Genomic DNA, 13,104 nt, shown 5'->3' on the forward strand with positions numbered 1-13,104 from the left:
CTCATGAACTTATTTAAATGATTCATGCATTTCCTCTCCTTTTATTAGTATTTTGGTCACTTTCTTGCCATCATCGTCTATAAAGGTTTCGATAAACACATTTTTGTCTTTCAATGATAAAGGGAATTGGATCCGAATGCTCTTTTCAACGTTACTGACATACGCAATAGTTGAAGGCTTTACGACCGTGAATTGGAAGTAAGAATCTTCATTTTTACCACGAATTGATTGTTTCATTTCTTCAATCAAATTCTCCCGATCTCCGTCGCCAGGAACATAAGACTTCAAAAAGCTATCCACATCATTATCGAAATCAAAACTTTTACCGCTTGATAATAATTTGTCGACTTGCTGTTTAAAATCTAAAGGATTAATATTTTCAGCAATTTTGTTTTCTACGGCATAATCCATAAGTGTTTCATCAATTAATTTAGTCATCTTTTTATGGTTAAGAACTTCTTCAGCTTCTAAAAAGTTAGACATAAAGAATTTAGAGACTCCATCCCCACCCTGCTGCTTATCTAATACAAATAAATGAGACTCTTCACTGAACACATTCTCATCAAGTTTGACAAATGCTGTCTTATGTAGTTTTTCCTTTACAGTTGGCAGCATATTCTCTCTAACTTTAAATGAATATTTTGACGGGTCAAATTCAATACCTTTATTAGGGTCCATTTTGAGAATCCCTAGGTAATTTCGTCCATTGTTTTCATTCAAGTAAATCATATAAATCATTGTACCTGAACTCTTACTCGTTGAAGATTTCATAAAATTGAACAAACGCGCTGTCATATCACCAGTTGCACCTATGAAACAATCATTGTCTTCCAAGTCTTTACAAATGTCTAAACAATCAGTAAGCACAGTTGCTTTTTCTGTTTGGAATATGCATGTTTTTATTTGTTTTGTAGTAAGTGCTTTTTCTATATGTTTTGAAAAAAAATCTATAACCGTTGAATCTTCTTTATCTATATCAATAATTCTATCCACCAATGTTGGTTTTGATTGATCTAAATCTATATAATGAGCGATCATTTTTTTTATTTTAATACTAGTCAAATTGATATCCCCTTTATTCATTTTGCTAGTACAATTGTAACATATTACTATTTTTTATAATATTAAAAAAATGAAAAAACGAGGCAGAATTACACCTCGTTTCACTCATGAGAAATTATAAAGTTATTTAACCTTCCTTTAAAGTCACAGACCGTATCCCACTGCCCAGTTAACATGTCATCTTCTTCATTGAAGCTTTCAATTTTAGGATTCAAAAATGCAAATAGAATTTTTCTTGCCGTTTCTTCATCAGATAGACTTGAACTACACTCACTTTCTGCAAGTGACTTTATTAAATCATTTATAATTACATCACAACTGAGATTTATTGTTGCCTTTATCGTTCTCTGTTCCAAACCTTCCACCGTCCTAATAAGATATTTTTATCATAAATATTTTTATTCACTTTATACAGATTTACTACTCAACAACACAGTTGAGATAAAATTAATTTGAAAGAGATTACACTGAACTAACTTATAAAAAAAAGAATGTAAGATAGTAAAAATTGGATGAGGGTATCTTTTTTGCGAGGAACAATGTGGATATCTGAGGCATTATTTCGAATGGCATCTTTCACAATTCGGTCGGCTATGACTTCGATTGATTTCAAAAATAGTAACACCACCTTTTCTTTTCTCTAACTTATTTATTTCGACAGAATTTCCTCTTTTCCTTCTTGGACAAATAATGTTCAAAATTTGCCCACATTTTTCCTATCATAACCTCTGAATACCTTCAAAACCTAAGTATGTTCAATAATTCGCCATTTAAATGTGAACATTTTCTAAACTTATAGTGATTACAGTGTTAACCTCTATCCCCTGTATTATAATGGAATAAAATTATGCGGCCCTGAGGTGAATAAAATGGAGAAGACATTAAAAATAACGAACGTACTATCTGATCCAACCCGTTACTATATTTATCAGTACATTACTAAAAGACATCACGATGTAACCGTTCAAGAGATTGCTGATCACTTTGAGATCCATCCAAACGTAGCGAGATTACACCTAACCAAGCTTGAAGATGTCAATATGCTTATTTCTGAAACAAAGAAAACAGGCAAAGGCGGAAGACCGAGCAGGCTGTATCGACTTTCCGATGACGTCATTCAATTAAATTTTCCGTTCAGAGATTATCAATTGCTTTCCAAAATTGCCATTGAGACATTTATTTCTTTAGGTGATGAAGGCAAACAAGCATTATTTACAACTGGAAAGAAATTCGGGGCTGAATTAATCAATCAAGAAATATCCAGAAATCAAAGTCATGAGGATCTATCTTTTGATCAGAAACTAACTATTCTAAAAAATGCTGCGACAATGGCAGGCTTTTATCCTGAATTTGAAACAAACGGAGACCATTCAAAGATTTATTTTCAAATATTTAATTGCCCATTCAAAGAGTTGGCACATGAACATACAGAAACAGTTTGTACGACTCATTATGAATTTTTAAAAGGAATGTTTGAATCATTATTTGATAAGGTTGAATTAGTTGAAAAAGAAAATATGCTTGATGGATGCAGTTCTTGTTCTTATCACGCATTAGTTGCAAAGTAGAAATTCAAACTATTATTTACTTTTTGTTGCCGTTTACTTTATAATATGAAAGTGATGGACTCGCAGGAAAAAGGAGGGAAAACATATGGATCGTATGTACAGAGTAATGGGATTCTGGACTGGTATTTTCGCTGTAATGTTCTACCTAGGCGATATGTACGCGATGTCTCTAGTTTTCTTTGGTCAAACAGGATTTTTTGTATTGCTTAGCTACTTAAAGCTAACTGAACGTATGTATATTTATGTTTTTGGAGCATATTTAACTGTCTTCTTCATAGGTTTTACATACTATACGACATTCCTTATGACTCCAGGAGTAGGACATTAATAAGAACTTATCTATACTTAATATAAAAAAGCGATGGACTCCATCGCTTTTTTATATACCTTTTTTCTGAATAAGTACTTGGAACATCGAGCTCATTCCTGAAGGGAGAATCAGACTTCTAATCGCGCGATTTCTACGCCCCACTTTGGAAAAAGGATTCGGGTCATAATGGTCCTCTAATTCCTGTAATAGTCCAATCGATAGGAAAAATTCATCTTGTCGTTGCTTGCTCACAAATCGTAAGCCTTCTTTTTCTCCTGAACGAATCAAACCGTCAAAATGTATATGGCTGGTAATATCCATCTCACCAGGATTCAGTAACACATTATGTACTTGTTCGTGCTTCGAGTAACCTCTTAAGCTTCCATCTCGATGAATGGGCTCCATCCACTCTTCATCTGTATATCCATAATCTACTGTTATCACGAATCCTCGTTCTAACATTTGCGAAATTCGTTGAACTAGTTCTCCCATCGCTAACGGGATCTCAATACGTTGATTGTCGACTAAGGTTAGATTGCTTTCTTTCAAAAACTGCTTAATCATACTATTTTCCAACAATACAGGTTTCTCTACAAACTGATCGTTTTCTACAGAAACCATGACCTCCATCATCGTTCCGTCCTTTTTATTCACGACATGAACTGGAAGTGCATCAAACAACTCATTGGAAAAGACGACGCCTATAAAAGGTTTCAGCTCTTCAAGGTTCTCAACCTGAAAAACTTGCTCGCCGATTGGAAGTATTTCTTTCTGCAATTCTCGATGATATGGACTTTCATCGACGATAAAATATTGCAATGGCTCGCCTGTAATTCTAGACCATTCATCAAGGAAAGCTGCAGCAAAACGACCATTCCCCGCACCAATTTCGCAAACTTTTGTTGGCAAGTCGTGTTCTTTCATTAAATTCAAAAACCACTTGGCCATTATGCGACCATAAATATCGGATATATTACTTGTCGTAATAAAATCTCCGCCTCTTCCTACTTTTTCCTCTTGTTTTATATAATAGCCCCATTTTGGATGGTACAGAGCTTCGCTAATATAGGTCGCATAAGTAATCATTTTACTAGGCTGAGAAAGGATTTTCTCCTTTAAATATGCTTTCATAAATTCTCCTTTTCTAGTTTCCACTGTTGACATAGTGGAAACTTTGTACTATCCTAAAAGTAGTAGCTAAAACTTATCCCCTCCCATTGAATGAATAGAACATCCCCCAGAAAAGCCCTTCTCTTTTGAGAAGGGCTTTTCTATTTGTATCCTTTAAAAACCATTCAAAAACGGATTCGAATCCATCTCATTTTCAATCGTGGTTGTGTCTCCATGGCCAGATAACACAATCGTTTCCTCTGGAAGAACTAACAACTTTTTATGAATGCTGTTGATCAAAACATCATGATTTCCGCCAGGCAGATCCGTTCTACCAATACTTCCTTGAAATAATGCATCACCCGCAACGACAAATCCATCATTTTTAAAATAGAAAGAAACACTACCTGGTGAATGCCCAGGTGTTTCAAATACTACAAAAGTAAAATCACCTATTGTCATTTCACCCTCAGAAGTGATCAATTGATCTGCTTGCTTCGCTTTAATTTGTCCCATCATAAAGAATTGTGAACCATTAAGTGAAGGATCCATCAACCAATTCTTTTCATTTATATGAATATAAACAGGGATGTTGTATTTATTTCGAATATCATCTACTGCACCAATATGATCAAAATGGGCATGCGTCAAAAGGACGGCCTGTGGCTTAAGTTTTCTTTGCTCAAGACGATTAATCAATTTTTTGCCTTCCTCACCTGGATCAACGATCAAGCAATTTTTCTTATCATCTGCAACTATGTAACAATTTGTTTGTAACGGGCCTAAAGGGATTTGTTCCCAGTTCATGAATGCCCACCTCCTAAAAAAGAAATACTAATTCTATATTACACAAAATGTATGCCTTATCACAATTCTAATATCTTAAGAAGCTCATTGACATAGAAGTGTCATTTTTAGACCTCGACAAACATTCAGAAAAGCTTTAAAATAGTAACGAATGCAATCATTATTGATCAATCATACATACGGGTGTTAAGCCTGAATGCGAAATTAACCGATGATTATGACATAAAGGGGGCTATAAAATGGGATTAGTAATCATTTTTGCTTTAGTAACCTTATTCGCTGGATACGGTACATTTTCAGCATTAAAAAACAAAAATGTCCTTGGCATACTGTTTGGCGGAGGTTCATTTCTTGTTTTTGGATGGTTTACTGTTATGACTGTAATTAACAGCGGATACCCTGCTTTACACTAAAATGTAAGTGAAAAAGGACTGAAATCTCAGTCCTTTTTTTCATTTACAAGAGTTGTTATTTTTTTCGAATCTAGGTCAATCAATTTCTCCAAGTAATAGCCACTTAAACATTTTTGTCCATCTGGAGAACAGCTTAATGGCGTATTCTCCATTCCTTCAAATAGAACCTCATTTTCTCCGCTATCCAATTGATAAGAAACCAATTGAAAGCCATCTTGGTAAACATCAGCCTCTGTCGAATACAGCGGCTGATACGTCAAAAAGGTATTCGTTTTTCCATTGTAGTCGTAATACGGAACTAACCAATCGGAATATCTCGATAGATGAGGAGTTTCAAATGAAAAAATCTCAGCTGTATCTTGATAAAAAGTGTAGAGGGCGACTTTCTCATCTGCCTCATTAGCTCCTATCGACACAGAAACCTTTCCAAACGAATCCACCTGAAAAATATTGCCTAAATAATCATGACTCTCTCCTGTTTCCAAATCAAATTTCTTTGCATTTGCATACAGAGAAGGTTCCTCGATATTCCAGTCTAAATATAAAAGTTCTTCTTTTGATAGCCAATATCCAAAAGGTTGTGGCATAGCCACTTCGGTCATGGATGATTGGTTCAAATCCATTTCCCAAACGGAAAAATCCCAATCCTCTGTAAAAGACGTAATTAGAACAGAAGAATCGTCAAACGAATTCCATTCGATACTTAGTTCTGTAGAAGGAATGCTCTTTTCCATTACAGGTTCTCCATTTAATTTAAGAACAGTTAGTAAAGCTTCATTCGTGGAAGTAGCTGCATGGACGATGAAGTATTCTTTTGATGGACTTATCATAACGGACACAATCGGAGAAACACTTTCAAAAAGTAATTTATCTGCCCCATTTTGTATATTATGTGAATATACATCGGACCTCTCACTGCCCTCTAATATGTATAAAATGCTCTCATTATCTTCCCAACCACTAATGGTTTGAAAAACACCGTCTTCCAATTGTATAGGTACGATCTTATCTGTAGCTATAACTTCCTCTTCCTTCTCTACACTTATCTCTTGTTTTGGGGACGAGTCAGGAGTTTTCGTTTCATCTTTTTTATTCTTATCGTCTTTTTGACAACCTGCCAATATCAATAATAGGGTAAAAATACCTAAAAACAAGAATTTAGCCATTTCATCCCGTACTACATTTTTTTTGCTCCCTCTCACTCATCCACCTCCGTCCATAAAGCATCTATACTAATAATACGACAATTTTACAGAAATGTTTCAAAAATATTTCAAAAATGTCTTTTTTGTTACTTTAGAAGTATATTAACAAGATTACCCCGGAAATAAATGAACCAAGAGACCTATATTGCAAAAAAAAAAACAAGCCACAAGAACGGCTTTTTCAAAAAGTAATTCCTTATATATATATTGATGCCAAAAATATCCCTAAAAATTCTTCATATATTTCATCAAATTGGGAGAGTGGCAATGGATTCGTGCCTAACCCAAGTTCAATCGTAAATCCAGGTCTGCGAAATTCTTGGATAAACCAATCTTTATAGCCGGCATAGCTATCAATATAGCGCACAGATTTATATCCACTTATTCGTTCAAATTCCTGTGCAAGAAGGCTCGATTCGCTTGGCTCCATTCCTTCATATCCCCAATAGAATTCTTCCCCTTGGGTATGAATTGCAAGGAGCCGGTCAAACTGTCGCTCTTGTGCCAATCTGGCCATAGCGATGGTCTCTGGCTCAGATAATGGAGATTCACCAGGATAATCACGAGGTGCTGGAGCTTTTTCCTTTGTTCGTTCCTTCTCGAGCTCCCATTTAGCTGGAAATTGATTATTCAAATCCACTCCCCGGATATTCGCTTTCCAGCCGGTAAAATTCGCACTACCTTTGTTGATTCGAATAATCTCTTCGCGCATATTTGAAGGAGGACCCTTTAGTACTAGATCGACCCCATCCGGATCTACCATTGGAACGATGGAAAGCTCCGCTGCTTCGTATAAAGGTAAAGGCGATAGTTCCCGTATCGAGTTTCCATTGGTAAGTGATAAGAGAAAAGTATTTAGACATGCCATTAAAATAGCTGAAGTAATCCATTCGTTCGCATGAAAAGAAGCATTGAGATGGACTTTTTTTGCTCCCCTTCCTATCCTTATTTCTTGAATCGGCTTTCCTAACACACTTTGACCGACCGTTTCAATTCGGATAAAAGGATACACTTGCCTCAATACATTCAAATCATTCGTCAATGTGGAAATATCGTACAGGGTTTGCCTATTCATAACTGGTGTAATCACTCTTTGTGGCAAAATAACCGATTGACCAATAACTAATTGCGTTGGATTTTGATTTTGGTTCAAGAGTAAAAGGGCATCTACAGTTAAATTTCTTCTTGTTGCTAGCCGCCAAAATGTATCTCCATCTTTTACGGTGTATGTTTGAGTCGTGAAACCGGGAATCTGAACAGTCTGCCCGACTGCTAACTGATTCGGATTGAATTCTGGATTTGAATCAATGAGCAAATGAAAAGGAATCTGAAATAATTGACTGTAGTACCATAGCGTATCTCCTGAACGAGTTCGTACCTGCATGCTTTTTGCCTCCTTACTTTCATTTATCCATCAATTCTTTTCGATGAATAACGAAAACTAGGTAGAAGCCTAATACGATACATACTATGAGAAAGTATCAAAAAGATGACAATAAAGTAAGCAACAAAAAACCTGCAATATAAGCAGGTTTTCCATCTAATTCTTTAATTCTAAATTCGTTATGGCTTCTCCATTTCTCATATTTTCGTAGAAACGGAGCAAATCACCGTATACAATCTTGTCCGAGTATTCCAGTTCAAATTTGGCTTTTTCGATATATGGCTCACAGCCGCTGCCGTCCGTGACCTCTCCTGTTGCTTTCTCATAGCAAGTATCCCGTGTATAAATGTAATCCTTCGTGATAAAGCTTCCATCTCTTAACACAGTAAATTCGAGCTTATTCTTAGAAAATAAATCTGTACCGAAATTGATATCCCTTTTCGTATCGATGCCTAACAAATGAAGAATGGTAGGTTTTAAATCGATTTGCCCCGAAACAGTGGAAATCGTCTTTCCTTTCTGACCCGGAATATGAATAATTAACGGAACTCTTTGGAGTTGTGTGCTGACAAAAGGCGTAACCTCTTCCCCCAAATATTCCCCCAGCGCTTTATTATGGTTTTCCGAAATTCCATAATGGTCGCCGTATAAAATAATCACGGAGTTCTCATATAGCCCTTCATCTTTAAGACTTTGAATGAATTGCTTTAGAGCCTCGTCTTGATACCTAACCGTCGGAAAATAATCGTTTAATGTGTTGGAATTTGATGTATAAGGTTCAATCATCTTATCTTCCTCATTCAAATCAAATGGAAAATGATTCGTTAAAGTGATAAACTTCGCATAATAAGGCTCTGGCATTCCTTTTAAATGCTGTATCGATTGCTGAAAGAATTCAGCATCCTTCAGGCCCCATCCCACTGAATTTTCTTTAGTCACTTCATAATCACCAAGCTCATAAAACCGCTCATAACCAAGAGCTTGATACATAATGTCACGATTCCAAAAACTTTTATTATTGGCATGAAGAGAGGCTGTATAATATCCGTTCTCGCTTAATATCTCAGGGGTCGCCCTAAACTCATTGCGCGAATGAGTGAAAAATACCGCGCCTCTTCCGAGAGGATATAATGAGTTATCCACTAAAAATTCTGAATCTGAAGTCTTACCTTGCCCGGTTTGATGATAGAAGTTATCAAAATAATAGCTGTCCTTTATGAATTCATTCAAAAAAGGAGTAATCTCTTCCCCATTGACTGTATTATTAATGACAAAGTTTTGCGTCGACTCCATGGAAGCCAAAATAATATTTTTCCCTTTAGCTGCTCCAAACATCTCATCATTCGGTTCTTTATAATTCACTCGAATATAGTTCCCTATGTCGACTAACTCACTTCCATCCGCTAACGCTCTCTGAGCAGAGGATTTTGATTGAAGAAAAATATCATAAATGTGATAACTGTATGTACCTATATTCTTTACAAGCATCTCTCTATCAAAGGTACGAGTCAATAATTGCGGTCTTTCTGTCTCGGCCAAACCTAGATTCAAAAAGGAAACACCAACGGCCACAAGAAAATATATTCTTTTTCCAACCTTCCCATAATTTGGAGCGACCACAAATATCGGTTTGAATTTTAAAATGACCAGTAAGAGAAAGAAATCAAGAAAATAAACTAAATCCTTAAGGTGCATTAATTCACCTGCACTGCTTCCTAAGTCAGACATATTACTTGTTTGAAGTAAAACAGGAACCGTTAAGAAGTCATTGAAAAAGCGATAAAATACTACGTTTGCAAATAAAACAATGGAAATGATAAGGCTCGTTATGACAACATAACGTTTTCGGTTTTTTTCTTTCAAAAGTAAGCTAATCCCTAATACAAACATCAGAAAGCTTAAAGGATTTATAAATAAAATCAATTCCTGCTTCCAATTTTCAATATTTATTTCAAAACTAGTTTTATAGACAATATACGTTTTAAGCCAAAGAAGCACTATGGCCACTGCTGTAAATGACATGGCTGAAGGTACAAATTTACGCATCTACTTCCCCCCTTGTTGCTTGGACACGTTCTATATTTTTTACATTTTTTAGTATATCTAAAAGAATCAAGGATTATCTTAAAACTTTTTTTACAAAAGATCAAACCAAAATTAAATGATTATTTACAAAATTACGTAATGTTAATTTTCTTTCCTACACATGTATAAGACGATCGAAGAAAGAAAAGGTTTCAAGATTGTCCAATTTTTGGTGATAATTTCCACTTTGGAAACATTAAAAATCCCACAGTAGAGAATTGCACTCCATAAATAGAGAACAATCAACGACTGTGGGATAAGCATTTATTTTAAACTGATTTAGTTTTCATTCATCACTAGACAGGCAGCACCAATAACACCGGCATCATTTCCTAGTATAGCAATCGAGATTTTTGTCGAGTCTTTCACACGCGAAAAAGCAAATTTGTCAAAATTAGCTTGAAACTTGTCTAAAAGTATTGCTCTAGCTTTTGACACACCGCCACCTAAAACAATTTTCTCAGGATTTAGTGTATTACCCAAATTCGCGAGAACGAGCCCTAAATGAAAGGCTACTTCATCAATAACGGCTAAGCTAAGAGAATCCCCTTCACGCGCACAATCGAACACGTCTTTTGCCTCAACTTTTCCTTTATTTTGAAAGACGTCCCTAAGCTTTCCTTGGTATTCGATCTCACTGTTTAATTTCTCTGTTGCAACTCGAACAATTCCAGTAGCTGAAGCAACTGTCTCTAGGCAACCTGTTTTGCCACAGTTACAAGGAGCACCACCATCAGGAATTACAGTAATATGCCCAATTTCCCCTGCTGCTCCACTTATACCTTGAACGATTTTGCCATTTGCAATAACTCCACCGCCAACGCCTGTTCCAAGCGTTACACAAATAAGATCCTTCGCACCTTCTCCTGCACCTCTCCACATTTCACCAAGAGCAGCACAGTTTGCATCATTATCAATATACACTGGTAACGAAGTGACTTGTTCTAGTTTGGCCTTTAATGGATAGTTATCCTTCCAAGCTAAGTTCACTACGTTATAGATGATTCCAGAGGCATAATCGACTGGACCTGGTGCACCCATACCAATCCCAAGTAAATTCTCTTTTGATTGACCAAGTTCTTGTAATTTTTGTTCGATTGCTTCTCCAATATTAATAGTGATATATTTTCCTTCTTCACGATTATCAGTTGGGATTTCCCATTTGTGCAGAATGTCTCCAGCTGTATTTAAAAAAGCGATTTTCGTTGTTGTTCCCCCAAGATCTACTCCTACTACCCATTTCTCTGTCATAGTAATTCTCCTCAATTCCATTTACTTTTAATTTATCTACTTCATCTTAAGTAAGCGCTTTTAATTAATGTAGCACGTTAAGAGATAGGTCGTTACTAAATTCAGCTCTCTTTCTTATCCTTCAACATTTGAATTTCATGTCTTAAGATCAGGATGGCTGTCTGAAAGTCTTTCGTTTCAATAAGCTGAGCCTTGTATAAATCTTTTAATTCTTCTTCCATAAGCTCGAGCGTTGCGACTCGATCGCCAATATAAATAATCGTTCCAAACCCTTTTAGAAATTGCTGTATATCATATATGCTTTTCATACAAGACCTCATTATGTTTAAATTATTTCTTCATCGAATCAAGTATAATTCAAAATTATGAGGTCCTCAACAAAATTCATTAGAAAACTCTAGCGATCTGGGTCTTTCGGATGTAAAAACCTCGGTCTTCGATTTTTAAGAGGCATGGGAGCTCGAAATAAAACATCCACGATTGCTCTGAAATTAAATGGAATAAATGGCCACAAATATGGGACACCAAATGACTGCATACGGGCAAGCATAATAATAATCAACGTTATCCCAATGACGAGTCCATATGCGTGAAATGCCGCAGTTAATAAGAGCAATACAATTCGCACAAGCCGATTGGCAAGACTCATCTCATAGCTTGGGGTCGCAAATGTTCCGAGAGCGGCTATCGACAAATACAAAATAACTTCGTTCGTCAATAAACCAACCTCGACTGCCACTTGTCCAATCATAAGAGCAGCAATCAAGCCCAAGGCTGTTGCTAAGGCTGAAGGAGTATGGATAGCAGCCATCCTCAGCATATCAATTCCAATTTCTACGAATAAAAATTGGAGCAATAAGGGAATTCTTCCGTCCTCATTTGGACCTAAAAATGACATATTGTCCGGAAGCAAGTGCGGATCCATGACAAACAAATACCATAAAGGCAATAGAAATATCGATGCCCAGACTGCTACAAATCGAACAAATCGCAAATAAGAGCCAACGACTGGCTTGTTCCGATATTCCTCTGCATGCTGCATGTGGTGCCAATAGGTGACTGGGGTAATAATCGCACTAGGTGAACCATCCACTAAAATACAGACATGCCCCTCATATAGATGACTTGCTGCCGTATCTGGTCGCTCCGTGTATCGCACAACCGGAAAAGGATTCCAATGACGACCTGAAATATACTCCTCGATCGTTTTTTCAGCCATTGGTACGCCATCCGTATCAATTTTTGAAATAGCCTCTTTTACTTCCTCTACCATTTTAGCTTCTGCAATATCTTCAATATAACTAACAACAATGTCCGTTTTCGACCGTCTACCCACCTGTAAATATTCCATTCGTAGGGTTCGGTCCCTTACTCTCCGTCTCGTTAACGCTGTATTAAAAACAAGAGTTTCGACAAATCCATCCCTTGAACCACGTACAACTCGTTCCGTATCAGGTTCTTCTGGCCCTCTAGCTGGATATGTTCGAGCATCAATCATAATGATCTTATCGATTCCATCGACTACTAGAGCCGTCGGACCAGCTAACACCATATCCACTACTTTATCTAAGTCATCTACAGTCTCCACTTCAACATATGGAATATCTGTTTTCAAAAGCCTATGTAAAGCATCAGGCTCTAATTCTTCTGGCTTTAGTTTGGCAAGAAACTTCATTAACAAGTGTAAAATGTCGTCCTTCACAAAGCCATCAATAAAGTAAAAAGCCATTTTTCTTTCTGCATATTCTACATTTAGCTGAAGTACATCAAAGCTTTTTCCTACACCTAATGCATCCTTCAAGTAATCTACGTTTTCTTCTATGTGTTCGTGTACAGGCTTTTTTATTTTTTCCTCCATAGTCCACCTCAAATGATATTTCCTACATTCCTCATCATCTTAGACATTGGA

At 36.4% G+C, this 13,104-nt stretch carries 13 protein-coding genes; 3 read left to right on the top strand and 10 right to left on the bottom strand.

Annotated features, from left to right (window positions below; genetic code table 11):
• Window positions 1–9: 9 nt before the first annotated feature.
• On the bottom strand, window positions 10–1,083 hold the full coding sequence (locus FA727_RS10280) for a nucleoid-associated protein (RefSeq protein ID WP_136830792.1): 1,074 nt from the start codon (window positions 1,081–1,083) through the stop codon (window positions 10–12).
• An 80-nt stretch (window positions 1,084–1,163) separates the two neighbouring features.
• Complete coding sequence (locus tag FA727_RS10285) at window positions 1,164–1,418, bottom strand: hypothetical protein (RefSeq protein ID WP_136830793.1); 255 nt, start codon at window positions 1,416–1,418, stop codon at window positions 1,164–1,166.
• Between the two features lie 513 nt (window positions 1,419–1,931).
• On the opposite strand from FA727_RS10285, the gene FA727_RS10290 reads away from it, so the two are divergent.
• Together FA727_RS10290 and FA727_RS10295 are read left to right on the top strand one after the other, a co-directional pair.
• Window positions 1,932–2,630 (top strand): helix-turn-helix transcriptional regulator, encoded by a 699-nt coding sequence (locus tag FA727_RS10290; protein ID WP_136830794.1) that lies wholly within the window; start codon window positions 1,932–1,934, stop codon window positions 2,628–2,630.
• A gap of 85 nt (window positions 2,631–2,715) precedes the next feature.
• Window positions 2,716–2,958 carry a DUF2626 domain-containing protein gene (locus tag FA727_RS10295; protein ID WP_136830795.1) on the top strand — a complete coding sequence of 81 codons (243 nt, stop codon included), beginning with the start codon at window positions 2,716–2,718 and terminating at the stop codon, window positions 2,956–2,958.
• A gap of 51 nt (window positions 2,959–3,009) precedes the next feature.
• Here FA727_RS10295 and FA727_RS10300 read toward each other — a convergent pair whose 3' ends face one another.
• Window positions 3,010–4,071 (bottom strand): class I SAM-dependent methyltransferase, encoded by a 1,062-nt coding sequence (locus FA727_RS10300; RefSeq protein ID WP_136830796.1) that lies wholly within the window; start codon window positions 4,069–4,071, stop codon window positions 3,010–3,012.
• A gap of 153 nt (window positions 4,072–4,224) precedes the next feature.
• Window positions 4,225–4,857, bottom strand: coding sequence for an MBL fold metallo-hydrolase (locus FA727_RS10305; RefSeq protein WP_136830797.1), 633 nt, complete (start codon window positions 4,855–4,857; stop codon window positions 4,225–4,227).
• 239 nt (window positions 4,858–5,096) lie between these two features.
• Between FA727_RS10305 and FA727_RS10310 the strand changes: the two genes are divergently transcribed.
• Window positions 5,097–5,270, top strand: a complete 174-nt coding sequence (locus FA727_RS10310) for a DUF2759 domain-containing protein (RefSeq protein ID WP_126407022.1) — start codon at window positions 5,097–5,099, stop codon at window positions 5,268–5,270.
• A gap of 26 nt (window positions 5,271–5,296) precedes the next feature.
• Here the strand turns inward: FA727_RS10310 and FA727_RS10315 are convergent, their stop codons facing one another.
• The 6 genes from FA727_RS10315 to FA727_RS10340 form a co-directional block, all read right to left on the bottom strand.
• Entirely contained in the window at window positions 5,297–6,472 is a 1,176-nt protein-coding gene (locus FA727_RS10315) for a YqgU-like beta propeller domain-containing protein (protein ID WP_136830798.1), read from the bottom strand.
• Window positions 6,473–6,671: 199 nt separating this feature from the next.
• Window positions 6,672–7,859: a M14 family metallopeptidase gene (locus FA727_RS10320; protein WP_136830799.1), complete on the bottom strand. Its 1,188-nt coding sequence runs from the start codon at window positions 7,857–7,859 to the stop codon at window positions 6,672–6,674.
• A 156-nt stretch (window positions 7,860–8,015) separates the two neighbouring features.
• Window positions 8,016–9,905: an LTA synthase family protein gene (locus FA727_RS10325; RefSeq protein ID WP_136830800.1), complete on the bottom strand. Its 1,890-nt coding sequence runs from the start codon at window positions 9,903–9,905 to the stop codon at window positions 8,016–8,018.
• Window positions 9,906–10,223: 318 nt separating this feature from the next.
• Window positions 10,224–11,195, bottom strand: coding sequence for an ROK family glucokinase (locus FA727_RS10330; RefSeq protein WP_136830801.1), 972 nt, complete (start codon window positions 11,193–11,195; stop codon window positions 10,224–10,226).
• Window positions 11,196–11,296: 101 nt separating this feature from the next.
• The gene (locus FA727_RS10335) at window positions 11,297–11,503 is read right to left on the bottom strand and encodes a YqgQ family protein (RefSeq protein ID WP_136830802.1); all 207 of its coding nucleotides are present in this window, start codon (window positions 11,501–11,503) and stop codon (window positions 11,297–11,299) included.
• 89 nt (window positions 11,504–11,592) lie between these two features.
• On the bottom strand, window positions 11,593–13,053 hold the full coding sequence (locus tag FA727_RS10340) for a spore germination protein (RefSeq protein ID WP_136830803.1): 1,461 nt from the start codon (window positions 13,051–13,053) through the stop codon (window positions 11,593–11,595).
• Between the last annotated feature and the right edge of the window lie 51 nt (window positions 13,054–13,104).

Source organism: Robertmurraya kyonggiensis, assembly GCF_005116465.1.
In the GTDB taxonomy this organism is placed as follows: Bacteria; Bacillota; Bacilli; order Bacillales; family Cytobacillaceae; genus Robertmurraya; species Robertmurraya kyonggiensis.